Below are 23155 nucleotides of genomic sequence, written 5' to 3' on the forward strand. Positions count from 1 at the left end.
ATGATTGAGTAGACAAGACGTCGCTTTTTTGCGCTTATCAATCAAAAAATGGCTTCAATGTTCGATATTACACCCGTCCTTCTCTATAAGAAGAAGTGGGTCTGAGAGGTGAATCAGTTGACTGGTCAACTTGTTCAGTACGGTCGTCACCGTCAGAGAAGAAGCTATGCACGTATCAGCGAAGTATTGGAACTTCCAAACTTAATCGAGATTCAAACGAATTCGTATGAGTGGTTCCTGCGGGAAGGTCTTCGTGAGATGTTTCATGACATTTCGCCGATTTCCGATTTCACAGGGAATCTCGTATTAGAATTCATCGACTACTCGCTCGGAGAGCCGAAGTATTCGATCGATGAATCGAAAGAGCGCGACGTGACCTATTCGGCACCACTACGCGTTAAAGTCCGTCTTCAAAATAAAGAGACGGGTGAATTGAAAGAACAAGAAGTCTTCATGGGTGACTTCCCGCTTATGACGGAGTCGGGAACATTCATCATCAATGGAGCGGAGCGCGTAATCGTTTCGCAGCTTGTTCGTTCGCCAAGTGTTTATTACAACAATAAGTTAGATAAGAACGGTAAGCGTGGATTCTCCGCGACAGTCATCCCAAACCGTGGTGCATGGCTCGAGCTTGAGACAGACGCGAAAGACATCGTTTATGTTCGCATTGATCGCACGCGTAAGATTCCAGTAACGGTTCTTTTACGTGCTCTTGGTTTCGGTACGGATCAGGAAATCATCGATCTTCTCGGTGATGATGAGTACCTCCGGAATTCACTTGAAAAAGATAATACGGAATCAACGGAAAAAGCCCTCATCGAGATTTATGAGCGTCTACGTCCGGGAGAGCCGCCGACAGTCGAAAACGCAAAAGCGTTGCTCGTGTCGCGCTTCTTTGACCCGAAACGTTATGATTTGGCAAACGTTGGTCGTTATAAAATCAATAAAAAGCTTCATCTTAAGAACCGTCTCTTCGGTCAAAAACTTGCGGAAACGCTTGTTGATCCTGAGACAGGTGAAGTCATCGCGGAAGCAGGAACGGTCCTTGATCGTCGTATGCTCGATAAAGTCCTTCCATTCCTTGAAGGATCCGTTGGTTACATCGAAGCGACGCCTACAGGCGGCGTGACGCAGGGTGAGGCTTTCAACTTACAGTCAATCAAGGTGTTCGCACCGGACGATGCTGAAGGTGAACGCATCATCAATATCATCGGTAACGGTAACATCGATCGTGACATCAAGCACATCACGCCTGCTGACATGATTGCTGCCATCAACTACTTCTTCAACTTGTTGCATGAAGTCGGTACGACAGACGATATCGACCACCTTGGTAACCGTCGTCTTCGTTCAGTCGGTGAGCTGCTCCAGAACCAATTCCGGATCGGTCTCTCACGGATGGAACGTGTCGTTAAGGAACGGATGTCGATTCAGGATCAGAATGCGATCACGCCACAGGCATTGATCAACATTCGTCCAGTTATCGCATCGATTAAAGAGTTCTTCGGTAGCTCGCAGTTGTCTCAGTTCATGGATCAAACGAACCCGCTTGCGGAATTGACGCACAAACGTCGTCTTTCAGCACTCGGACCTGGTGGTTTGACACGTGAGCGCGCTGGTTTCGAAGTTCGTGACGTACACTACTCGCACTATTCCCGTATGTGTCCGATCGAAACGCCAGAGGGACCAAACATCGGTTTGATCAACTCGTTGTCTTCGTACGCGAAGGTCAATGAGTACGGCTTCATCGAAGCGCCATATCGTCGTGTCGATCCAGAAACGGGCGTCGTCACGGATGAAATCCACTACATGACTGCTGACGAAGAGGATCTCTACGTCGTCGCACAGGCAAACATGTTGTTGACGGAAGAGAAGACGTTCCAAGATTCACACGTCCTTTCACGTTTCCGTGGACAAAACTTGTCTGTCGAACCAGCACGTGTCGATTACATGGACGTTTCGCCGAAGCAGGTTGTATCTGCCGCAACGGCTTGTATCCCGTTCCTTGAGAACGATGACTCGAACCGTGCCCTCATGGGAGCGAACATGCAACGTCAGGCCGTCCCACTTCTGAACCCGGAATCTCCGATTGTCGGTACAGGAATGGAGTACGTGTCTGCGAAAGACTCAGGAGCCGCTGTCGTTGCGAAGCACGCAGGGATCGCTGAGCGTGTCACGGCGCGTGAAATCCTTGTCCGTCGTACGACGGAAGTCGATGGCAACATCGTTGAAGGTGAACTCGACCGTTACAAGATTCAAAAATTCATCCGTTCTAACCAAGGAACGTGTTATAACCAAAAACCAATCATCAAAGCAGGCGACCCAGTCGATAAAGGCGAGATCCTTGCAGATGGTCCATCGATGGACGGTGGGGAACTTGCGCTTGGTCGCAACGTACTCGTCGGTTTCATGACATGGGATGGTTACAACTATGAGGATGCTGTCATCATGAGTGAGCGTCTTGTCAAAGATGACGTCTACACATCGATCCACATCGAAGAATACGAATGTGAGTCGCGTGATACGAAACTCGGACCGGAAGAAATCACACGTGATATTCCGAACGTCGGTGATGATGCCTTGAAAAACCTCGACGATCGCGGAATCATCCGCGTCGGTGCGGAAGTCAAGGACGGCGATATCCTCGTCGGTAAAGTTACGCCGAAGGGTGTAACGGAATTGACAGCGGAAGAACGTCTTCTTCATGCAATCTTCGGTGAAAAAGCACGTGAAGTCCGTGATACATCTCTCCGTGTACCACACGGTGGTGATGGAATCATCCTCGACGTCAAAATCTTCGACCGCGATAATGGGGACGAGCTCTCACCTGGTGTCAACCAGTTGATCCGTGCTTACATCGTTCAGAAGCGTAAGATTCACGAGGGTGACAAAATGGCGGGTCGTCACGGTAACAAAGGTGTTATCTCGCGTATCCTTCCAGAAGAAGACATGCCGTACATGCCAGACGGTACGCCAATTGACATCATGTTGAACCCACTTGGGGTTCCATCACGGATGAACATCGGGCAGTTGCTCGAGCTTCACCTCGGGATGGCAGCACGTCAACTCGGCATCAAAGTCGCATCACCGGTATTCGATGGTGCGCGTGAGGAAGATGTTTGGGCAACGATTGAAGAAGCAGGTATGGATCGCGACGCGAAGACTGTCCTTTATGATGGTCGTTCGGGTGAAGCGTTCGATAACCGCATCTCTGTCGGTGTCATGTATATGATTAAACTTGCTCACATGGTCGATGATAAACTTCACGCACGTTCGACAGGACCATACTCACTCGTTACACAACAACCGCTCGGTGGTAAAGCCCAGTTCGGTGGTCAGCGTTTCGGTGAGATGGAAGTATGGGCACTTGAAGCATACGGCGCAGCCTACACGCTCCAAGAGATCCTTACAATCAAGTCGGATGACACGATCGGTCGTGTTAAAGCGTACGAAGCAATCGTTAAAGGTGAGAATGTACCACAACCGGGCGTACCGGAATCGTTCCGAGTCCTCATTAAAGAGCTTCAATCCCTCGGTATGGACGTCAAGATGATGTCTGCTGATGATGAAGAGATCGAAATGCGCGACGAAGACGAGGACAATATCCCGAACGCGACTCCAGCACTCGAAGAAGTTCAAGCGCCTGTCGCACCAGTTGTTACTGAAGAGGAATAAGCGAAAGGGAGGTCCACCCCTTGGTAGATGTTAATAGATTTGAATATATGCAAATCGGCCTCGCTTCCCCCGAAAAGATCCGTTCATGGTCTTTCGGGGAAGTGAAAAAGCCGGAGACGATCAACTATCGTACACTCAAACCGGAGAAAGACGGTTTGTTCTGTGAACGTATCTTTGGTCCAACAAAAGACTGGGAATGTTACTGTGGTAAATACAAACGGATCCGCTATAAAGGAATCATTTGTGACCGCTGTGGCGTTGAAGTCACGAAGTCGAAAGTCCGTCGTGAGCGCATGGGTCACATCGAGCTCGCAGCACCGGTTTCGCACATCTGGTACTTCAAAGGAATTCCTAGCCGTATGGGACTCGTCCTCGACATGTCACCGCGTGCGTTAGAAGAGATCATCTACTTCGCGTCGTACGTCGTCACAGATCCAGGCGAATCGACACTTGAGAAGAAACAACTCCTTTCAGAGAAAGAATACCGTGCATATCGTGAGAAGTTCGGTCGTTCGTTCACTGCTGAAATGGGTGCGGAAGCAGTTCGTAAATTGCTCCGTGACGTAGAACTCGATAAAGAAGTCGCTGCATTACGTGAAGAGCTTCGTATGATTCAAGGACAACGTCGTACGCGTGCGATCAAACGTCTTGAAGTCCTCGATGCGTTCCGTAACTCAGGCAACAATCCAGAATGGATGGTGCTTGAAGTACTTCCAGTCATCCCACCGGAACTTCGTCCGATGGTTCAACTCGATGGCGGACGTTTCGCGACGTCTGACTTGAACGACTTGTACCGCCGCGTCATCAACCGTAACAACCGTCTCAAGCGTCTTCTTGACCTTGGCGCTCCGAACATCATCGTTCAGAATGAAAAACGGATGCTTCAAGAAGCAGTTGATGCTTTGATCGATAACGGTCGTCGTGGTCGTCCAGTCACTGGACCAGGTAACCGTCCACTTAAATCACTTTCACACATGTTGAAAGGGAAACAAGGACGTTTCCGTCAAAACTTGCTCGGTAAACGTGTCGACTACTCTGGTCGTTCGGTTATCGTCGTTGGTCCAAACCTGAAGATGTATCAATGTGGTCTTCCAAAAGAAATGGCCCTTGAACTCTTCAAACCGTTCGTCATGAAAGAACTCGTCTCTCGTGGCATCGCACCGAACATCAAGAGTGCGAAACGGAAAATCGAGCGCGTTCAACCTGAAATCTGGGATGTCCTCGAAGAAGTCATCCGTGAGCATCCGGTTCTCTTGAACCGTGCACCGACACTTCACCGTCTCGGTATCCAGGCGTTCGAACCAACGCTCGTCGAAGGACGCGCGATTCGCCTTCACCCACTCGTATGTACGGCATACAACGCCGATTTCGATGGTGACCAAATGGCGGTTCACGTACCACTTTCGGCAGAAGCACAAGCAGAAGCACGTCTTCTCATGCTCGCTGCACAAAACATCTTGAACCCGAAAGACGGTAAACCTGTTGTTACACCATCGCAGGATATGGTCCTCGGTAACTACTACCTCACGCTCGAACGCGAAAACGCGATCGGCGAAGGTAAAATCTTCTCGACAGTGAACGAAGCGCTCATCGCTTACCAAAACGGTTATGCGCACTTCCATACACGTGTTGCGATTCCAGCCGGCGTTCTCAAGAACCCGACATTCACGGAAGAGCAAAACGAGAAATTATTGATTACAACAGTCGGTAAGTTGATCTTCAACGAGATCCTCCCAACGACGTTCCCTTACTTGAACGAACCAACGATGACGAACCTTCAAGAAGCGACGCCAGACAAGTACTTCCTTGAAAAAGGAACAGATGTCGCGGCAGAACTGAAGAACCGTCCGATCATCGACCCGTTCAAAAAAGGATTCCTTGGAAATGTCATCGCGGAAGTCTTCAAACGGTTTGAGACGACAGAAACAAGCCGCATGCTCGACCGCATGAAAAACCTTGGATTCAAACACTCGACTCGTGCCGGTATCACGGTAGGGATCGCGGACATCATCGTTCTTCCGGACAAACAAGAGATTCTTGTTGAAGCGCAGGACAATGTCGACCGCGTCATGAAATCGTACCGTCGTGGTCTCATCACAGAAGACGAGCGCTATGAGCGCGTCGTTAAATCGTGGAATGATGCGAAGGATGAAATTCAGTCTCGTCTGATGAAATCCCTCAACCGTCTCAACCCGATCTTCATGATGAGTGACTCCGGTGCCCGTGGTAACGCGTCGAACTTCACGCAGCTCGCTGGTATGCGTGGACTCATGGCCGCTCCAAGTGGACGGATCATCGAGCTCCCGATCAAATCATCGTTCCGTGAGGGTCTAACGGTACAGGAATACTTCATCTCGACACACGGTGCACGTAAAGGTCTTGCCGATACAGCCTTGAAAACGGCTGACTCAGGTTACCTGACTCGTCGTCTCGTTGACGTTGCTCAAGACGTCATCATCCGTGAAGATGATTGTGGAACGGATCGTGGTATCCGCGTCACAGCACTCCGTGAAGGAACGGAAGAGATTGAAAGCCTCTACGACCGCCTCGTCGGCCGTACTGCATTCGAAAACGTCGTTCACCCTGAAACAGGAGAAGTCCTCGTTTCAACGAACGAACTCATCGATGAAGACCTCGCGCGTGCCATCACGGACGCTGGTGTCGACAACGTTGAGATCCGTACTGCCTTCACATGTAACACAAGCCATGGTGTCTGTAAGAAATGTTACGGACGCAACTTGGCAACAGGCAACGACGTCGAAGTCGGCGAAGCTGTCGGTATCATCGCGGCACAATCAATCGGTGAGCCAGGAACGCAGCTTACGATGCGTACCTTCCACACAGGTGGGGTTGCCGGGGACGATATCACACAAGGTCTTCCGCGTATCCAAGAGTTGTTCGAAGCGCGTAACCCGAAAGGTCAAGCGGTCATCTCGGAAATCGATGGTCAAGTCATCGACTTCACGGAATCGCGTGACAAACGTGAATTGACGGTCCAAGGACTCAGCGAAACACGCACATACACGATCCCATTCGGTTCGCGTCTACGTGTTCAGCTCGGGGACGAGGTCAAAGCCGGTCAAGTCTTCACGGAAGGTTCGATCGATCCGAAAGAACTCTTGAACGTTAAAGGTGTATCCGGCGTTCAGAACTACTTGCTCCAAGAAGTTCAAAAAGTATACCGGATGCAAGGGGTTGAGATCGGTGACAAACACGTCGAGGTCATGGTTCGCCAAATGATCCGTCGCGTACGTGTCATCGAGTCTGGTGAGACTTCACTCTTACCAGGTTCGCTCGTCGATATCAGCACGTTCAAGGAAGCTTGTAAAGAAGCGCTCCGTAACGGGAAAGCTCTCGCTTCGGCGAAACCAGTTCTTCTCGGTATCACGAAAGCGTCACTTGAAACAGATTCATTCCTATCGGCTGCGTCGTTCCAAGAAACGACTCGTGTCCTTACGGATGCAGCGATTAAAGGGAAGAGCGACTACCTTCGCGGCTTGAAAGAGAACGTCATCATCGGTAAGTTGGTTCCAGCTGGTACTGGGATGTCACGTTACCGTCAGATCGATCTCGAAGTAGCTGGCGAAGCACCTGTAGAAGCCGATTCTCCGGTAGAATAAAACGCCTTGACACGCCGGTATGGCGGTGCTACTATGATATAGTGTTGCCAACCGGCTGTGTTATTTTGGAGGATATCTTCATGTCTTACAAAAAAGTAGTCGGCGCAGATTTGAAGTTTGTCGGTCAAAAGCAAACGCTCAAAGCATTGCGATCTGGCAAGGCGTCGGAAGTGATCATTGCGGATGACGCAGATGAACACGTAAAACAAGCATTGCTCGATGCGGCGAAACAAGCTAACGTTCCAGTCGTGAATGTTCCTTCTAAGCAAGAGCTTGGAAAAGCTTGTGGAATCGATGTCGCAGCAACCGCTGTTGCCATTAAGAAAGTTTGATAATGCGTTTTGTGTGGCGATGGAATGCCTGAGCCACGCAAAACGTTTCATTATGACTTTCGATGAACCACCCGGCTCGGTGGTTTTGAAATTTGTCATGAATTCAGGAAGGGAGGATCTCAAAGATGCCTACTATCAACCAATTAGTCCGTAAAGGACGTCAATCAAAAGTTGTGAAATCAGATTCGCCAGCGCTGAACAAAGGGTACAACAGCTTCATTAAAGCTCGTACTGACATCAGCTCACCACAAAAACGTGGTGTTTGTACTCGTGTAGGTACAATGACTCCGAAGAAACCGAACTCGGCTCTTCGTAAATACGCACGTGTACGTTTGACGAACACAATGGAAGTAACAGCTTACATCCCAGGTATCGGCCACAACCTTCAAGAGCACAGTGTTGTTCTTATCCGCGGCGGCCGTGTAAAAGACTTACCAGGGGTACGTTACCACATCGTTCGTGGTGCGCTTGATACAGCTGGTGTTGACGGCCGTATGCAAGGTCGTTCGAAATACGGTACTAAACGTCCTAAAGTTAAAAAATAATCTAGATATCTTAAGATATCACCTCACTATATGAAAGGAGGGACTCGGAATGCCACGTAAAGGTCAAGCAGAACGTCGTGATGTAATGGCTGATCCGATCTACAACTCTAAACTCGTTACCCGCCTTATCAACCGTCTTATGTTAGATGGTAAAAAAGGTACTGCTCAACAAATCTTATACAAAGCTTTCGAAACTATCGCTGAACGTTCAGGTCGCGATGCAATGGAAGTCTTTGAAGAAGCGATGAACAACATCATGCCAGTTCTTGAAGTTAAAGCACGCCGTGTAGGTGGAGCTAACTATCAAGTTCCTGTCGAAGTTCGCCCAGAGCGTCGTACGACACTCGCACTTCGTTACCTCGTGAACTACTCACGTCTCCGTAACGAAAAAACTATGGATGCGCGCCTTGCTAACGAAATCATGGACGCTGCAAACAACACTGGTGCTTCTGTTAAGAAGCGCGAAGATATGCACAAAATGGCGGAAGCGAACAAAGCGTTTGCTCACTACCGCTGGTAATTCCGAAAATCACCACCTCATGCATGCCATTTTTTATGGAATTATGAGGTGGCTTTCGGGTATAGTCATGACGTGTGGCAACACACGACCACTAAACTAAAATGCGAAAGGAGAATGTTTAAAGATGGCAAGAGAATTCTCCCTTAAGAACACTCGTAACATCGGGATCATGGCTCACATCGATGCTGGTAAAACAACAACGACTGAGCGTATCCTGTATTACACGGGTCGTATCCACAAGATTGGTGAAACGCACGAAGGTGCTTCACAAATGGACTGGATGGAGCAAGAGCAAGAGCGTGGAATCACGATTACATCGGCAGCAACAACTGCTCAATGGAAAGGTAACCGCGTAAACATCATCGATACACCTGGACACGTAGACTTCACAGTTGAGGTTGAACGTTCACTTCGCGTACTTGATGGTGCGGTAGCAGTACTTGACGCTCAGTCTGGTGTTGAGCCACAAACTGAGACAGTATGGCGCCAAGCTACAACTTACGGCGTACCACGTATCGTTTTCGTTAACAAAATGGATAAAATCGGTGCAGACTTCTTGTACTCGGTTGGAACGCTTCGCGAACGCCTCCAAGCGAACGCACACGCGATCCAACTTCCAATCGGTGCGGAAGATGAATTCAAAGGAATCATCGACCTCGTCGAACAGAAAACATACATGTACGGCAACGATCTCGGAACTGACATCGAAGTGACTGACGGTTTCCCAGCTGATCTCGCTGATCAAGCTGAAGAACTCCGTGGATCATTGATCGAAGCAGTTGCGGATTACGAAGAAGAATTGATGATGAAATACCTCGAGGGTGAAGAAATCACAATCGACGAGTTGAAAGCGGCTATCCGTAAAGCAACTCTGACAGTTGACTTCTATCCTGTACTCGTAGGTTCGGCATTCAAGAACAAAGGTGTTCAGCTTATGCTTGACGCAGTTCTCGATTACCTCCCATCACCAATCGACGTTAAAGCGATCTCAGGTATCGACATGGATACGGATGAAGAAATCGTGCGTGAGTCTTCGGACGAAGCACCATTCTCTGCACTCGCGTTCAAAGTCATGACTGACCCTTACGTCGGTAAATTGACATTCTTCCGTGTGTACTCTGGTACAGCTTCGGCAGGATCGTACGTTAAAAACTCAACAAAAGGCAAACGTGAGCGTCTTGGACGTATCCTTCAAATGCACGCAAACAGCCGTGAAGAGATCCCGATGGTATACGCGGGTGACATCGCTGCAGCTGTAGGTTTGAAAGATACGACTACTGGAGATACGCTTTGTGCAGAGAAAGACAACGTCGTTCTCGAATCAATGACATTCCCAGAACCAGTTATCTCGGTCGCTATCGAACCAAAAACGAAAGCTGACCAAGATAAAATGGGTCAAGCCCTCGCTAAGCTTGCTGAAGAGGATCCAACGTTCCGCACTGAAACAAACCCAGAGACTGGTCAAACGATCATTTCAGGTATGGGTGAGCTTCACCTCGACATCATCGTTGACCGTATGCGTCGCGAGTTCAAAGTCGAAGCAAACGTTGGTGCTCCACAAGTAGCTTACCGTGAAACGATCCGCCAAGCGGCGAAGATCGATTCGAAGTTCGCTCGTCAATCTGGTGGTCGTGGTCAGTATGGTCACGTCGTCGTAGAATTCGAGCCGAACGAAGAAGGCGCTGGCTTCGAGTTCAACAACAAAATCGTCGGTGGTGTTGTTCCACGTGAATACATCCCAGCGGTTGAGAACGGAATCGAAGAAGCACTTCAAAACGGTATCCTTGCTGGTTACCCGGTCGTTGACGTAAAAGCTTCACTCGTCTTCGGATCGTACCACGATGTCGACTCAAACGAGATGGCATTTAAAGTTGCGGCTTCAATGGCAGTCAAACAACTCAAAGATAAGAGCGGCGCTGTTATCCTTGAGCCAATGATGAAAGTTGAAATCGTCATCCCAGACGAATACATGGGAGACATCATGGGTGATGTTACATCACGCCGTGGTCGCGTAGAAGGTATGGAAGCACGCGGTAACGCTCAAGTTGTCCGTTCAATGATTCCACTTTCTGAAATGTTCGGATACGCTACTGGTCTTCGTTCACGCACACAAGGTCGCGGAACGTACTCGATGCACTTCGATCACTACGAAGAAGTACCGAAATCAGTTGCGGAAGAAATCATCAAAAAAGCGAACGGCTAATCCTTCACAGGTTGTCACGCTTTTATGATTAGTGTAAGCTAAGGAAGGTGTACGTTATCTTACGACTCACCTTCCTAGTTATAAAAAATTATTAGACACATAGAGGAGGAATTCAGAATGGGTAAGGAAAAATTCGACCGTTCTAAACCGCACGTTAACGTTGGTACAATCGGCCACGTCGACCACGGTAAAACAACTTTAACAGCAGCTATCTCAGCTGTACTTGCAAAAGCACAAGGTAAAGCTGCAACTAAGTTTGACCAAATCGATGGTGCTCCAGAAGAGCGCGAGCGCGGTATCACAATCGCAACAGCTCACATCGAGTACGAAACAGAAAAACGCCACTATGCACACGTTGACTGCCCAGGTCACGCTGACTATGTTAAAAACATGATCACTGGTGCTGCACAAATGGACGGCGCGATCCTCGTTGTTTCTGCAACAGATGGTCCAATGCCACAAACACGTGAGCACATCTTGCTTTCACGTCAAGTAGGTGTTCCTTTCATCGTAGTATTCATGAACAAAGTTGACATGGTTGACGACGAAGAGCTTCTTGAGCTCGTCGAAATGGAAATCCGTGAGCTTCTTTCTGAGTACGACTTCCCAGGTGATGACCTCCCAGTTATCCAAGGTTCTGCTCTTGGCGCGCTTAACGGCGAAGCTAAATGGGAAGAAAAAATCATGGAACTCATGGCAGCTGTCGATGAGTACATCCCAGAACCAACTCGTGACACTGAAAAAGACTTCATGATGCCAGTTGAGGATGTCTTCTCAATCACTGGTCGTGGTACAGTTGCTACTGGCCGCGTTGAGCGTGGAGTTCTTAAAGTCAACGACGAGATCGAAATCGTTGGTCTTCACGAAGAAACTAAAAAATCAGTATGTACTGGTGTAGAGATGTTCCGTAAGCTTCTTGACTATGCTGAAGCTGGCGACAACATCGGTGCTCTTCTCCGTGGTGTATCACGTGACGACATCGAGCGTGGACAAGTTCTCGCGAAACCAAACACAATCACACCACACAAAAAGTTCAAAGCGCAAGTTTACGTTCTTTCTAAAGAAGAGGGTGGCCGTCACACGCCATTCTTCGCGAACTACCGCCCGCAGTTCTACTTCCGTACAACTGACGTAACTGGTATGGTTCAACTTCCAGAAGGTACTGAAATGGTTATGCCTGGGGACAACATCGAAATGACTGTTGAACTCATCGCACCAATCGCTCTTGAAAAAGAAACTCGTTTCTCAATCCGTGAAGGTGGCCGTACAGTAGGCGCTGGATCAGTTACAGAAATCGTTGAGTAATTTTTAAGACAAAGGTCTTCCGTCTCCCGTGGCGGAAGACCTTTTTTCATTTCTTTGAAAACAGTCTTGCAACATGGTCTGACATCTTATATACTGAGGAAAGTGTTTGTGCGAGTGGTGAGAGACTTGAATACATATTCTATTTTATTAGTGCTTGCATTCTTGCTGGTGATTCAGTATGATAGAATATGTTGGTCACAAACACAACGCGATGAAGCGGGAGGTTATGACACACCAGGCGGCATTGCCATGGCTAGTGTGGAAATTTCCGCGGAGAATGTCTATTTACGAAATAGGCGAAAAGGAGGGAAATAACATGGCAAATGAAAAAATTCGGATCCGTTTGAAAGCATACGATCACCGCGTGCTTGATCAATCGGCTGAGAAGATTGTCGACACAGCAAAACGTTCAGGTGCTACTGTATCTGGTCCGATCCCACTCCCAACGGAGAAAGCGGTCTACACAGTACTTCGTGCCGTTCACAAGTACAAAGATGCTCGTGAGCAGTTCGAAATGCGTACACACAAACGTTTGATCGACATCGTTAACCCAACACCGAAAACTGTTGATGCGCTTATGCGTCTCGAACTTCCATCGGGCGTTGACATCGAAATCAAACTTTAATTTTTCTTCTATAGATAGTTGATACTAGCCAGAAGATCAAAATCATTCAATATTAGGAGGTGTATCTCATGGCTAAAGGAATCTTAGGAACTAAACTCGGTATGACACAAATCTTCAACGAGTCAGGCGAAGTCGTCCCTGTTACTGTCGTTTCAGTCGAAGGTAACGTTGTTCTTCAATTGAAAACAACGGAAGTTGACGGTTACGAAGCAGTTCAACTCGGCTTTGGTGATATCAAAGAAGGTCGTCAAAACAAACCGCAAAAAGGTCACGCTGCGAAAGCAAACGCGACACCTAAGCGCTTCATTAAAGAAATCCGTACATCAGTAGCAGATTTCGAAATCGGTCAAGAGATTAAAGCAGATACTTTCGCTGCAGGCGAAATGGTTGATGTAACAGGTACGTCGAAAGGTAAAGGTTTCGCTGGTGCAATCAAGCGTCACAACCAATCACGTGGTCCAATGGCTCACGGTTCGCGTTACCACCGTCGCCCAGGTTCAATGGGTCCTGTTGCTCCTAACCGTGTATTCAAAGGGAAATTGCTCCCTGGACGCATGGGTGGAGAGCAAATCACTGTTCAAAACCTTGAAATCGTAAAAGTTGATGCAGAACGCGGCTTACTCCTCGTCAAGGGTGCTATCCCAGGCGCACGTAAGAGCCAAGTTGTCATCAAAACTGCGGTTAAAGGCAACTAATCCGTTTGCAAGGAAAGGAGGAATAACGAATGCCTAAAGTAGCTTTGCTTAACCAAACAGGTACACAAGTTGGAGACATCGAGCTCGCAGATGCCGTTTTCGGAATCGAGCCAAATGAAGCAGTCGTATACGATGCAATCGTCATGCAACAAGCTTCACGTCGCCAAGGTACACATGATACAAAAGGTCGCTCGGAAGTTCGCGGTGGCGGCCGTAAACCATGGAAACAAAAAGGTACTGGTCGTGCACGCCAAGGTTCGATCCGTTCGCCACAATGGGTTGGCGGTGGAACAGTCTTCGGTCCAACACCACGTTCGTACGCTTACAAACTTCCTAAAAAGGTTCGTCGTCTCGCACTTCGTTCAGCACTTTCTTCGAAAGTCGCTAACAACGAGTTCATCGTTCTTGAAGGATTGACAATCGATGCTCCTAAAACTAAGGACATGATCGCAGTATTCGCTGCTCTTTCAATCGAACGTAAAGTTCTCGTCGTTACTGCTGATTACAACGAGTCAGTCGTTCTTTCAACACGCAACATCCCAGGTGTCACAGTCGTTGACGCTGCAGGTGTAAACGTCCTTGATCTTGTCGCTCATGACAAAGTCATCATTACGAAGGACGCTGTTGCGAGAGTAGAGGAGGTGCTTGCATAATGGCACACACACACGACATTATCAAACGTCCTGTCATTACTGAACGTTCAGTAAACCAAATGGCTGAGAAAAAGTACACATTCGAAGTAGACGTGAAGGCATCTAAGACTCAAATCAAAGATGCAGTTGAAGCGATCTTCGGAGTGAAAGTTGACAAAGTCAACACATTGATCTCAAAACCAAAAGCAAAACGCGTAGGTCGTCACGCTGGTTACACAGCACGCCGCAAAAAAGCGGTCGTCACGCTTACTGCAGATAGCAAAGAACTCGATTACCTCGGTTAATCGGAACTCTGTAGAAAAGGAGGGAACTCTCGATGGGAATTAAAAAGTTTAAACCGACCACTAACGGTCGTCGTAATATGACTGCACTTGACTTTGCTGAGATTACGGCTTCACGTCCTGAAAAATCGTTAACTGAAAAGCTTTCGAAAAAGGGCGGACGTAACAACCAAGGTCGCTTGACAGTACGTCACCAAGGTGGCGGACACAAACGTAAATATCGTATCATCGACTTCAAACGGAACAAGGATGGCATCGCTGGTCGTGTCGCTACAATTGAGTACGATCCAAACCGCTCTGCTAACATCGCATTGATCCACTACATCGATGGTGAAAAACGCTACATCCTCGCACCGAAAGGCTTGAAAGTAGACATGCAAGTCATGGCTGGACCAGAAGCTGACATTAAAGTCGGTAATGCTCTTCCACTTTCAAACATCCCAGTCGGTACGTTGATCCACAACATCGAACTTAAGCCAGGTAAAGGTGGTCAGCTCGTTCGCGCAGCTGGTACTTCTGCTCAGCTTCTCGGTAAAGATGGTAAATACGCGATCGTTCGTCTTCAATCAGGCGAAACTCGTATGATCCTTGCTACTTGCCGTGCAACAGTCGGCGCTGTCGGTAATGAAGAGCACGAGCTCGTCAATATCGGTAAAGCTGGTCGTTCACGCTGGCTCGGAAAACGTCCTACAGTTCGTGGTTCTGTCATGAACCCAGTCGATCACCCACACGGTGGTGGTGAAGGACGTGCTCCAATCGGTCGTTCGGGCCCACTTACTCCTTGGGGTAAACCGGCACTCGGATACAAAACTCGTAAGAAAAACAAAGCGAGCGATAAATATATCGTCCGTCGTTCTAAAAAATAATTACATGATTTCTGGACGGTTCGTAGGAACCGTTCCTAAATCATGCCAAAGGGAGGTACAACTATGGGTCGCAGCTTGAAAAAAGGTCCATTCGCAGATCACCATCTGCTCGCTAAGGTTGATAAAGCCAACGAAGCTGGTGACAAACATGTCATCAAAACTTGGTCACGCCGCTCGACAATCTTCCCAGAGTTCATCGGTCACACGATCGCTGTCTACGATGGTCGTAAACACGTACCGGTTTACGTGACAGAAGATATGGTCGGTCACAAACTTGGTGAATTCGCTCCAACACGTTCTTACAAAGGACATGCTGGAAACGATAAGAAAACGAAACGTTAATCTGAGGGGAGGTACTCATTATGCAATCAAAAGCATCGGCTAATATGGTTCGCATTGCTCCTCGTAAGGCACGTCTCGTAGTAGACTTAATCCGCGGGAAGCAAATCGGCGAAGCACTTTCGATTCTTGCTTACACGAACAAGGCAGCAACGCCAATCGTTGAGAAAGTATTGAAATCGGCAATCGCGAACGCTGAGCACAACTTCGACATGAACATCGAAAACCTCGTAGTCACTGAGGCTTACGTAAACGAAGGTCCAACGCTCAAACGTTTCCGCCCACGTGCAATGGGTCGCGCAAGCCGCATCAACAAACGTACGAGCCACGTTCACATCGTGGTATCTGAAAAATAAGGAGGGATTACCGTGGGTCAGAAGATTAACCCAACTGGTCTTCGCGTAGGTATCATCAAAGACTGGGAATCACGTTGGTTCGCAGATAAAGACTATGCTGATCTCCTTCATGAAGACTACGTAGTTCGTGAATATATCGAAAAACGTCTTAAAGACGCTAGTGTCTCTAAAGTAGAAATCGAGCGCGCAGCTAACCGCTTGAACATCTCACTTCACACTGCTAAGCCTGGTATGGTTATCGGTAAAGGCGGTTCTGAAATCGAAACACTTCGTAAAGACATCACTAACCTTGCAAAAGGCAAACGCGTTCACGTTAACGTCGTTGAAGTGAAAAACCCGGATGCAGTTGCTAAGCTCGTCGCTGAGAACATCGCTCGCCAACTTGAAGGTCGCGTATCGTTCCGTCGTGCTATGAAGCAATCAATCCAACGCTCAATGCGTTCTGGTATCAAAGGAATCAAGACTGAAGTTTCTGGTCGTCTTGGTGGCGCTGATATCGCTCGTTCTGAGAAGTATTCGGAAGGAACAGTTCCACTTCATACACTCCGTGCAGACATCGATTACGGTACTGCAGAAGCTGATACAACTTACGGCAAAATTGGCGTAAAAGTATGGCTCCACCACGGTGAAGTGCTTCCTACGAAAAAAGCAGCAGCAAACGAAGAATAATCCACATCCGTCTAGGGAAGGAGGCAACACAACATGTTGTTACCAAAACGTGTAAAATATCGTCGTGTTCACCGCGGCAACATGCGTGGTAAAGCGAAACGTGGTACTACAGTACACTTCGGCGAGTTCGGTATCCAAGCTCAAGAAGCTAGCTGGATCACTAGCCGTCAAATCGAATCAGCGCGTATCGCGATGACTCGTTATATGAAACGTGGTGGTAAAGTGTGGATCAAGATCTTCCCACACAAGCCATACACTAAAAAACCTCTTGAAGTCCGAATGGGTTCAGGTAAAGGTGCTCCGGAGGGCTGGGTAGCAGTCGTCAAACCGGGTAAAGTAATGTTCGAAATCGCAGGAGTATCGGAAGAGATCGCACGCGAAGCTCTCCGTCTTGCATCACACAAACTTCCAGTAAAATGTAAGTTCGTAAAACGTGAAGAAAATGGTGGTGATACGAATGAAAGCAACTGATCTCCGTCAGCAAACAACTGAAGAGCTTAACGGTAAAGTCGGTTCGTGGAAAGAAGAGTTGTTCAACCTTCGTTTCCAACTCGCGACTGGTCAGCTTGAGAACCCTGCTCGTATCCGTGAAGTGCGCAAGTCGATTGCACGCGCGAAAACCGTTCTTCGTGAACGCGAACTCGGCATCAACAACGCATAATTCACTCGGATTCTGAGAGGAGGAACACTCAATGGAACGCACTAACAACCGCAAAGTGTTAACTGGACGCGTCGTTTCTGACAAAATGGACAAAACGATCGTAGTTACAGTTGAAACAAAAGTAAAGCACAAGCTTTACGGCAAACGCGTAAACTACTCTAAAAAGTACAAAGCGCATGATGAAAACAACACAGCTAAAATCGGTGATGTTGTACGCATTCAAGAAACACGTCCATTATCTAAGGACAAACGTTTCCGTCTCGTAGAAGTCATTGAAGAAGCAGTAATCATCTAAACTCTAATTAGTTCGGGTGAATAAACATCCGGAGGGAGGTACAATCGTATGATTCAACAAGAATCTCGCTTAAAAGTAGCAGACAACTCAGGAGCTCGTGAAGTCTTGACGATCAAAGTCCTCGGTGGTTCTGGTCGTAAAACTGCTAACATCGGTGACGTTATTGTTTGTACAGTAAAACAAGCAACACCAGGTGGCGTTGTCAAAAAAGGTGAAGTTGTACGCGCAGTAGTCGTTCGTACTAAACGTGGCGTTCGTCGTAAAGACGGTTCGTACATCCGTTTTGACGAAAACGCAGCAGTCATCATCAAAGATGACAAAAGCCCACGTGGCACACGTATCTTCGGACCAGTCGCACGCGAACTTCGTGAAAAAGACTTCATGAAGATCGTCTCGTTGGCACCGGAAGTACTTTAATTCCAAAGAATTCCTACAAGGAGGTGCTCTAACGATGCATGTCAAAAAAGGTGATAAAGTTCAGGTTATGACTGGTAAAGACAAAGGCAAACAAGGCGTTGTCCTTACAGCTATGCCTAAAAAAGATCGCGTAATCGTCGAAGGCGTTAACATGATCAAAAAACACTCAAAGCCTTCTCAACTCAACCCGCAAGGCGGAATTGTCGAGAAAGAAGCACCGATTCACGTATCGAACGTTATGCTCATCGACCCTAAGACAGGTAACCCAACACGCGTTGGTTTCACTGTGGTTGACGGCAAGAAAGTACGTATCGCTAAAAAATCGGGCGAAGCTTTAGATAAATAAGAAGATTTAAAGAAAGGAGGTCCACTTTCTGATGAACCGTTTAAAAGCGAAATACCAAGACGAAATCGTCAAAGTAATGATGGAGAAATTCAACTACAGTTCTGTAATGCAAGCGCCGAAAGTCGATAAAATCGTAATCAACATGGGTGTTGGTGACGCTGTTACGAACTCTAAGGCACTTGACATGGCAGTCGAAGAGCTTCAGCTCCTCACTGGTCAGAAGCCACTCATCACGAAAGCTAAGAAATCAATCGCTGGTTTCAAACTTCGTGAAGGTATGCCAATCGGTGCGAAGGTTACACTTCGTGGCGAGCGCATGTACGAATTCCTCGACAAGTTGATCAACGTGTCACTTCCACGTGTACGTGACTTCCGTGGCGTATCGAAAAAATCTTTCGATGGCCGTGGTAACTACACGCTAGGCGTGAAGGAACAATTGATCTTCCCAGAGATCGACTACGATCGCGTATCGAAAGTCCGTGGTATGGACATCGTTATCGTAACTACTGCTAACACGGATGAAGAGTCACGTGAGCTTCTCACAGCACTCGGCATGCCATTCCAAAAATAAGGGAGGTCGACAACATGGCTAAGAAATCAATGATCGCACGTGAAGTAAAACGTCAAGCACTCGTTGAGCGCTACGCTGAAAAACGCGCAGAATTGAAAGCACAAGGCGACTACATCGGCTTGAGCAAACTCCCACGTAACTCTTCAGCGGTTCGTTTACACAACCGTTGTAGTATCACTGGCCGTCCACACGGTTACATTGGTAAATTCGGTATCAGCCGTATTAAGTTCCGTGATCTTGCTCATAAAGGTCAAATCCCTGGTGTTAAAAAAGCAAGCTGGTAATTCATTAAAGTTGTGAAAGGAGGTACATCGCATGGTTATGACAGATCCGATTGCAGATATGCTTACACGCATTCGTAATGCAAACATGGTTCGCCATGAGAAGTTGGAAATGCCAGCTTCTACAATCAAACGTGAAGTCGCTGAAATCCTCAAACGTGAAGGTTTCATCCGCGATGTTGAATATCTCGAGGACAGCAAACAAGGTACGCTCCGCGTATTCCTTAAATACGGCGCAAGCAACGAGCGCGTTATCACTGGACTCAAACGTATCTCGAAACCAGGTCTTCGCGTTTACGCGAAAGCTGATGAAATCCCGAAAGTACTCGGTGGTCTCGGAATCGCTATCGTTTCAACATCTAAAGGTGTAATGACTGACAAAGAAGCTCGCCAACAAAAAGTCGGCGGCGAAGTGATCGCATACATCTGGTAATACACGCATAAAAAGAACGGAGGTGTCTTAAATGTCACGTATTGGTAAAAAGCCAGTCGTCATCCCAGCAGGCGTTACAGTAACAGTTGAAAACAACACGGTTACGGTAAAAGGTCCTAAAGGGGAACTCTCACGCGAGTTCAGCCCAGCTATGGCGATCAACGTAGAAGGTAATGAATTGACTGTCACTCGTCCGAACGACGAGAAAGCAAGCCGTACGATCCACGGAACGACTCGTGCGCTTATCGCGAACATGGTCGAAGGTGTTAGCAACGGTTTCGCTAAGACACTTGATATCCAAGGTGTTGGTTACCGTGCACAAAAGCAAGGTAACAAAATCGTACTCAACCTCGGTTACTCACACCCAATCGAGTACACTCCGGAACAAGGCATCGAAGTCGAAGTTCCTACGAATACGCAACTCATCGTTCGCGGAATCAGCAAAGAACGTGTTGGTCACGTCGCTGCATTGATCCGTTCGTACCGTCAACCTGAGCCGTACAAAGGTAAAGGTATTCGTTACAGTGATGAAGTCGTTCGTCGTAAAGAAGGTAAAACAGGTAAGTAATTCGCGAATGCGAATTGACCGGAAAGGAGTGGCATAAATGATCTCAAAGGCAGATAAAAACGCTACGCGTAAAAAACGTCATGGTCGTGTCCGTCGTACAATCATCGGGACTGCAACACGTCCACGTATGAACGTATTCCGTTCGAACAAGAACATTTACGTACAAGTCATTGACGATGCAACACATGCAACACTCGCATCTGCATCATCACTCGACCTTGAAAAAGGCAACACGACTGACGCTGCGGCAGCAGTTGGTAAGCTCGCAGCTGAGCGCGCTCTTGAAAAAGGTATCGAAACAGTCGTTTTCGACCGTGGAGGATATCTCTATCATGGACGTATCAAAGCTGTAGCTGAAGCAGCTCGTGAAGCTGGTCTCAAATTCTAATAGAAAAGGAGGGAACCTCTACATGCGCCAGTTAGAAATTAACATGGATCAACTCGAAGAACGCGTTGTTACCGTAAACCGCGTCGCGAAAGTAGTAAAAGGTGGCCGTCGCTTCCGTTTTGCTGCCCTCGTCGTCGTTGGTGACAAGAATGGTCACGTAGGTTTCGGTACGGGTAAAGCTCAGGAAGTGCCTGAAGCGATCCGTAAAGCAATCGAAGATGCTAAGAAAAACATGGTTAACGTTCCAATCGTTAACACAACAATTCCACACGAAGTCAACGGTGTATTCGGTGCAGGTCACGTCTTCTTGAAGCCTGCTTCTGAAGGTACTGGAGTCATCGCTGGTGGTCCAGTTCGTGCGGTTCTCGAATTAGCGGGAATCAACGACATTCTTTCAAAATCACTTGGATCAAGCACTCCAATCAACATGGTTCGTGCGACTGTCGAAGGTCTCACATCACTCAAACGTGCTGAAGAAGTTGCGAAACTCCGCGGTAAAACCGTCGAAGAACTTCGCGGTTAAGAAAGGGAGGGAAAACAGATGGCGAAACTCGCAGTTACCCTCACACGCAGCATGATCGGTCGTCCGGAGAACCAACGCGTTACTACTCGTACGCTTGGTCTCCGTAAGATGCACCAGACTGTTGTCGTACCTGACAACGCTGCTATGCGTGGGATGATTAACCACGTGTCACACTTAGTGACAGTAAAAGAAATTCAAGAGTAATAGTTCGATATAATTTTATGAGGAGGTGCCCCACTATGAAACTCCATGAATTGAAACCAGCTGCTGGTTCACGTTCAGAACGCAACCGTGTAGGTCGCGGTATGTCTTCTGGTAACGGTAAGACTTCTGGCCGTGGTCACAAAGGTCAAAAAGCTCGTTCAGGCGGTGGTGTTCGTCCAGGTTTCGAAGGTGGACAAAACCCACTTTACCGTCGTTTACCAAAACGCGGCTTCAACAACCCAACTCGTAAAGAGTTCGCGGTCATTAACCTTGACACACTCAACCGTTTTGAAGAAGGAACTGAAGTCACTCCAGAACTTCTTGTCGAGACTCGTGCAGTCAAAGGCATGAAAGACGGCGTGAAAATTCTTTCTAACGGTAAGATCGAAAAGAAACTAACAGTCAAAGCTCATAAGTTCTCCGACGCTGCGAAGCAAGCAATCGAAGCTGCCGGCGGTACGGTTGAGGTGATCTAATGTTTCAAGCGATCTCCAATATGTGGCGCGTAGCTGACATTCGTCGGCGCATTCTCTTTACCTTGGCATTGGTTATCGTGTTCCGGATTGGAGCACATATCCCGGTGCCGATGGTAAACACGGAAGTGTTCAAGATTGACCAGAATGGTATTCTTGGTTTCTTGAACTCGTTCGGCGGGAATGCTTTGCAGAATTTCTCACTCTTTGCGATGGGAATCATGCCGTATATCACGGCCTCGATCGTTGTCCAACTCTTACAGATGGACGTTGTTCCAAAGTTTGCCGAATGGGCAAAACAAGGAGAGGCGGGCCGTAAGAAGTTAGCAACGGTAACGCGCTATGGAACGATCGTACTCGGCTTAGTCCAAGCGTTTGGAATCGCGCTTGGATTTAACCGTATCTACCCAGGTCTTGTCGACGAACAGTTCGGCACCTGGACATACGTTATGATTGCACTCGTATTGACAGCGGGAACAGCATTCTTGATGTTCATCGGTGAACTCATCACGGAGAAGGGCATTGGTAACGGGATATCAATGATCATCTTCGCTGGGATCGTCGCGGGCTTCCCGAATGCATTCCGCCAGATTTACGAAACGAAGCTCCAAAATGCAGGGGATGCTTTGTTTGTAAACGTGCTTTATATCGTACTCTTGCTTTTAATCATCATCGCGGTCATCGTCGGAGTCATCTATGTACAGCAAGCTGCACGTAAGATTCCGATTCAGTACGCTAAGCGTACGGTGAACCGGACACCAGTTGGCGGTCAATCGGCACACTTACCGATCAAATTGAACGCTGCCGGTGTTATTCCAGTCATCTTCGCGGTGTCGTTCATGGTGACGCCACCAACGATTGCGAGTTTCTTTGCAAGTCCGGAAACGGCAACGAAGATCCGTGACATTTTCGACTACACGAGTCCAATCGGTATGTCGATCTATGTGGCACTGATCATCGCGTTCTCGTACTTCTACACATTCGTTCAGGTTAACCCGGAACAAATGGCAGAGAACCTTCAAAAACAAGGCGGATACATTCCTGGTATTCGTCCTGGTAAGCAAACGGAGCAGTATATCACGAAGATTCTATATCGTCTGACATTCTTCGGTTCACTCTTCCTAGCTGTCATCGCGGTGACGCCGACATTCTTTATTAAGTTTGCTGGCTTACCGAACTCGGTGCAGATTGGTGGAACGAGCTTGTTGATCGTCATCGGTGTAGGACTAGAGACGATGAAACAGATTGAAAGTCAATTGGTTAAACGACACTACAAAGGCTTTATCCGATAAGGCGGGAGGAAGGGGACCA

General features: G+C 47.8%; 29 protein-coding genes. All 29 read left to right on the forward strand.

The genetic code is table 11. The features are described from left to right. Positions 1-117: 117 nt before the first annotated feature. Positions 118-3675, forward strand: a complete 3558-nt coding sequence (gene rpoB / locus EXW93_RS00315; protein WP_035399374.1) for a DNA-directed RNA polymerase subunit beta — start codon at positions 118-120, stop codon at positions 3673-3675. Between the two features lie 20 nt (positions 3676-3695). Continuing rightward, complete coding sequence (gene rpoC, locus EXW93_RS00320) at positions 3696-7295, forward strand: DNA-directed RNA polymerase subunit beta' (RefSeq protein WP_023466618.1); 3600 nt, start codon at positions 3696-3698, stop codon at positions 7293-7295. A gap of 80 nt (positions 7296-7375) precedes the next feature. Continuing rightward, positions 7376-7627 carry a ribosomal L7Ae/L30e/S12e/Gadd45 family protein gene (locus tag EXW93_RS00325; protein ID WP_023466620.1) on the forward strand — a complete coding sequence of 84 codons (252 nt, stop codon included), beginning with the start codon at positions 7376-7378 and terminating at the stop codon, positions 7625-7627. Positions 7628-7752: 125 nt separating this feature from the next. Then, positions 7753-8172 carry a 30S ribosomal protein S12 gene (gene rpsL, locus EXW93_RS00330; RefSeq protein WP_023466621.1) on the forward strand — a complete coding sequence of 140 codons (420 nt, stop codon included), beginning with the start codon at positions 7753-7755 and terminating at the stop codon, positions 8170-8172. Positions 8173-8221: 49 nt separating this feature from the next. Then, on the forward strand, positions 8222-8692 hold the full coding sequence (rpsG, locus tag EXW93_RS00335) for a 30S ribosomal protein S7 (RefSeq protein ID WP_023466623.1): 471 nt from the start codon (positions 8222-8224) through the stop codon (positions 8690-8692). 124 nt (positions 8693-8816) lie between these two features. Then, positions 8817-10895 carry an elongation factor G gene (fusA, locus tag EXW93_RS00340; RefSeq protein ID WP_023466625.1) on the forward strand — a complete coding sequence of 693 codons (2079 nt, stop codon included), beginning with the start codon at positions 8817-8819 and terminating at the stop codon, positions 10893-10895. A gap of 117 nt (positions 10896-11012) precedes the next feature. After that, the gene (tuf, locus tag EXW93_RS00345; RefSeq protein ID WP_023466627.1) at positions 11013-12200 is read left to right on the forward strand and encodes an elongation factor Tu; all 1188 of its coding nucleotides are present in this window, start codon (positions 11013-11015) and stop codon (positions 12198-12200) included. Between the two features lie 316 nt (positions 12201-12516). Then, entirely contained in the window at positions 12517-12825 is a 309-nt protein-coding gene (gene rpsJ, locus EXW93_RS00350) for a 30S ribosomal protein S10 (protein WP_029343090.1), read from the forward strand. 68 nt (positions 12826-12893) lie between these two features. Beyond that, positions 12894-13520 carry a 50S ribosomal protein L3 gene (rplC, locus tag EXW93_RS00355; protein ID WP_023466629.1) on the forward strand — a complete coding sequence of 209 codons (627 nt, stop codon included), beginning with the start codon at positions 12894-12896 and terminating at the stop codon, positions 13518-13520. A 29-nt stretch (positions 13521-13549) separates the two neighbouring features. Continuing rightward, entirely contained in the window at positions 13550-14173 is a 624-nt protein-coding gene (gene rplD / locus EXW93_RS00360) for a 50S ribosomal protein L4 (protein WP_023466630.1), read from the forward strand. Continuing rightward, positions 14173-14457, forward strand: a complete 285-nt coding sequence (gene rplW / locus EXW93_RS00365) for a 50S ribosomal protein L23 (protein WP_023466631.1) — start codon at positions 14173-14175, stop codon at positions 14455-14457. The genes rplD and rplW overlap by 1 nt, the downstream gene beginning before the upstream one ends. 32 nt (positions 14458-14489) lie before the next feature. Next, positions 14490-15320 (forward strand): 50S ribosomal protein L2, encoded by an 831-nt coding sequence (gene rplB, locus EXW93_RS00370; protein WP_023466632.1) that lies wholly within the window; start codon positions 14490-14492, stop codon positions 15318-15320. 63 nt (positions 15321-15383) lie between these two features. Further along, positions 15384-15662: a 30S ribosomal protein S19 gene (gene rpsS / locus EXW93_RS00375; RefSeq protein ID WP_012369013.1), complete on the forward strand. Its 279-nt coding sequence runs from the start codon at positions 15384-15386 to the stop codon at positions 15660-15662. A 20-nt stretch (positions 15663-15682) separates the two neighbouring features. Continuing rightward, on the forward strand, positions 15683-16015 hold the full coding sequence (rplV, locus tag EXW93_RS00380; RefSeq protein WP_012369014.1) for a 50S ribosomal protein L22: 333 nt from the start codon (positions 15683-15685) through the stop codon (positions 16013-16015). 12 nt (positions 16016-16027) lie between these two features. Beyond that, positions 16028-16684, forward strand: a complete 657-nt coding sequence (gene rpsC / locus EXW93_RS00385; protein WP_023466633.1) for a 30S ribosomal protein S3 — start codon at positions 16028-16030, stop codon at positions 16682-16684. A gap of 33 nt (positions 16685-16717) precedes the next feature. Beyond that, a complete protein-coding gene (gene rplP / locus EXW93_RS00390) occupies positions 16718-17155 on the forward strand; it encodes a 50S ribosomal protein L16 (RefSeq protein ID WP_012369016.1) in 438 nt (145 codons plus the stop codon). Beyond that, entirely contained in the window at positions 17142-17345 is a 204-nt protein-coding gene (gene rpmC, locus EXW93_RS00395) for a 50S ribosomal protein L29 (protein ID WP_012369017.1), read from the forward strand. The genes rplP and rpmC overlap by 14 nt, the downstream gene beginning before the upstream one ends. A 31-nt stretch (positions 17346-17376) precedes the next feature. Further along, positions 17377-17640, forward strand: a complete 264-nt coding sequence (gene rpsQ, locus EXW93_RS00400) for a 30S ribosomal protein S17 (RefSeq protein WP_023466634.1) — start codon at positions 17377-17379, stop codon at positions 17638-17640. 48 nt (positions 17641-17688) lie between these two features. After that, positions 17689-18057, forward strand: coding sequence for a 50S ribosomal protein L14 (gene rplN, locus EXW93_RS00405; RefSeq protein ID WP_012369019.1), 369 nt, complete (start codon positions 17689-17691; stop codon positions 18055-18057). A 34-nt stretch (positions 18058-18091) separates the two neighbouring features. Continuing rightward, the gene (gene rplX, locus EXW93_RS00410; protein WP_012369020.1) at positions 18092-18403 is read left to right on the forward strand and encodes a 50S ribosomal protein L24; all 312 of its coding nucleotides are present in this window, start codon (positions 18092-18094) and stop codon (positions 18401-18403) included. Positions 18404-18434: 31 nt separating this feature from the next. Beyond that, a complete protein-coding gene (rplE, locus tag EXW93_RS00415; protein ID WP_023466635.1) occupies positions 18435-18974 on the forward strand; it encodes a 50S ribosomal protein L5 in 540 nt (179 codons plus the stop codon). 14 nt (positions 18975-18988) lie between these two features. Continuing rightward, positions 18989-19258: a 30S ribosomal protein S14 gene (rpsN, locus tag EXW93_RS00420; protein ID WP_023466636.1), complete on the forward strand. Its 270-nt coding sequence runs from the start codon at positions 18989-18991 to the stop codon at positions 19256-19258. Between the two features lie 31 nt (positions 19259-19289). Beyond that, a complete protein-coding gene (rpsH, locus tag EXW93_RS00425; RefSeq protein WP_012369023.1) occupies positions 19290-19688 on the forward strand; it encodes a 30S ribosomal protein S8 in 399 nt (132 codons plus the stop codon). A 31-nt stretch (positions 19689-19719) separates the two neighbouring features. Continuing rightward, entirely contained in the window at positions 19720-20256 is a 537-nt protein-coding gene (gene rplF, locus EXW93_RS00430) for a 50S ribosomal protein L6 (protein ID WP_023466637.1), read from the forward strand. A gap of 37 nt (positions 20257-20293) precedes the next feature. Beyond that, positions 20294-20644: a 50S ribosomal protein L18 gene (gene rplR / locus EXW93_RS00435; protein ID WP_023466638.1), complete on the forward strand. Its 351-nt coding sequence runs from the start codon at positions 20294-20296 to the stop codon at positions 20642-20644. A 22-nt stretch (positions 20645-20666) separates the two neighbouring features. Continuing rightward, positions 20667-21167, forward strand: coding sequence for a 30S ribosomal protein S5 (gene rpsE, locus EXW93_RS00440; protein WP_023466639.1), 501 nt, complete (start codon positions 20667-20669; stop codon positions 21165-21167). Positions 21168-21185: 18 nt separating this feature from the next. Beyond that, positions 21186-21371, forward strand: a complete 186-nt coding sequence (rpmD, locus tag EXW93_RS00445) for a 50S ribosomal protein L30 (RefSeq protein WP_023466640.1) — start codon at positions 21186-21188, stop codon at positions 21369-21371. A gap of 35 nt (positions 21372-21406) precedes the next feature. Next, positions 21407-21847: a 50S ribosomal protein L15 gene (gene rplO / locus EXW93_RS00450; protein WP_035399353.1), complete on the forward strand. Its 441-nt coding sequence runs from the start codon at positions 21407-21409 to the stop codon at positions 21845-21847. Then, the gene (secY, locus tag EXW93_RS00455) at positions 21847-23136 is read left to right on the forward strand and encodes a preprotein translocase subunit SecY (protein ID WP_023466642.1); all 1290 of its coding nucleotides are present in this window, start codon (positions 21847-21849) and stop codon (positions 23134-23136) included. The genes rplO and secY overlap by 1 nt, the downstream gene beginning before the upstream one ends. Positions 23137-23155: the final 19 nt, after the last annotated feature.

The organism is Exiguobacterium sp. JMULE1 (genome assembly GCF_013337175.1).
Taxonomy (GTDB): Bacteria; Bacillota; Bacilli; order Exiguobacteriales; family Exiguobacteriaceae; genus Exiguobacterium_A; species Exiguobacterium_A indicum.

Coding starts and splice junctions, on each gene's coding strand:
- rpsJ (WP_029343090.1), top strand. CDS start 12,517: ATGGCAAATGAAAAAATTCGGATCCGTTTGAAAGCATACGATCACCGC.
- rplC (WP_023466629.1), top strand. CDS start 12,894: ATGGCTAAAGGAATCTTAGGAACTAAACTCGGTATGACACAAATCTTC.
- rpsH (WP_012369023.1), top strand. CDS start 19,290: ATGGTTATGACAGATCCGATTGCAGATATGCTTACACGCATTCGTAAT.
- rpsN (WP_023466636.1), top strand. CDS start 18,989: ATGGCTAAGAAATCAATGATCGCACGTGAAGTAAAACGTCAAGCACTC.
- rplV (WP_012369014.1), top strand. CDS start 15,683: ATGCAATCAAAAGCATCGGCTAATATGGTTCGCATTGCTCCTCGTAAG.
- rpsL (WP_023466621.1), top strand. CDS start 7,753: ATGCCTACTATCAACCAATTAGTCCGTAAAGGACGTCAATCAAAAGTT.
- rplD (WP_023466630.1), top strand. CDS start 13,550: ATGCCTAAAGTAGCTTTGCTTAACCAAACAGGTACACAAGTTGGAGAC.
- rplX (WP_012369020.1), top strand. CDS start 18,092: ATGCATGTCAAAAAAGGTGATAAAGTTCAGGTTATGACTGGTAAAGAC.
- rpsE (WP_023466639.1), top strand. CDS start 20,667: ATGCGCCAGTTAGAAATTAACATGGATCAACTCGAAGAACGCGTTGTT.
- rpsQ (WP_023466634.1), top strand. CDS start 17,377: ATGGAACGCACTAACAACCGCAAAGTGTTAACTGGACGCGTCGTTTCT.
- tuf (WP_023466627.1), top strand. CDS start 11,013: ATGGGTAAGGAAAAATTCGACCGTTCTAAACCGCACGTTAACGTTGGT.
- rpsG (WP_023466623.1), top strand. CDS start 8,222: ATGCCACGTAAAGGTCAAGCAGAACGTCGTGATGTAATGGCTGATCCG.
- rplN (WP_012369019.1), top strand. CDS start 17,689: ATGATTCAACAAGAATCTCGCTTAAAAGTAGCAGACAACTCAGGAGCT.
- EXW93_RS00325 (WP_023466620.1), top strand. CDS start 7,376: ATGTCTTACAAAAAAGTAGTCGGCGCAGATTTGAAGTTTGTCGGTCAA.
- rpmC (WP_012369017.1), top strand. CDS start 17,142: ATGAAAGCAACTGATCTCCGTCAGCAAACAACTGAAGAGCTTAACGGT.
- fusA (WP_023466625.1), top strand. CDS start 8,817: ATGGCAAGAGAATTCTCCCTTAAGAACACTCGTAACATCGGGATCATG.
- rplB (WP_023466632.1), top strand. CDS start 14,490: ATGGGAATTAAAAAGTTTAAACCGACCACTAACGGTCGTCGTAATATG.
- rplR (WP_023466638.1), top strand. CDS start 20,294: ATGATCTCAAAGGCAGATAAAAACGCTACGCGTAAAAAACGTCATGGT.
- rplW (WP_023466631.1), top strand. CDS start 14,173: ATGGCACACACACACGACATTATCAAACGTCCTGTCATTACTGAACGT.
- rplE (WP_023466635.1), top strand. CDS start 18,435: ATGAACCGTTTAAAAGCGAAATACCAAGACGAAATCGTCAAAGTAATG.
- rplF (WP_023466637.1), top strand. CDS start 19,720: ATGTCACGTATTGGTAAAAAGCCAGTCGTCATCCCAGCAGGCGTTACA.
- rpsS (WP_012369013.1), top strand. CDS start 15,384: ATGGGTCGCAGCTTGAAAAAAGGTCCATTCGCAGATCACCATCTGCTC.
- rplO (WP_035399353.1), top strand. CDS start 21,407: ATGAAACTCCATGAATTGAAACCAGCTGCTGGTTCACGTTCAGAACGC.
- rplP (WP_012369016.1), top strand. CDS start 16,718: ATGTTGTTACCAAAACGTGTAAAATATCGTCGTGTTCACCGCGGCAAC.
- rpmD (WP_023466640.1), top strand. CDS start 21,186: ATGGCGAAACTCGCAGTTACCCTCACACGCAGCATGATCGGTCGTCCG.
- secY (WP_023466642.1), top strand. CDS start 21,847: ATGTTTCAAGCGATCTCCAATATGTGGCGCGTAGCTGACATTCGTCGG.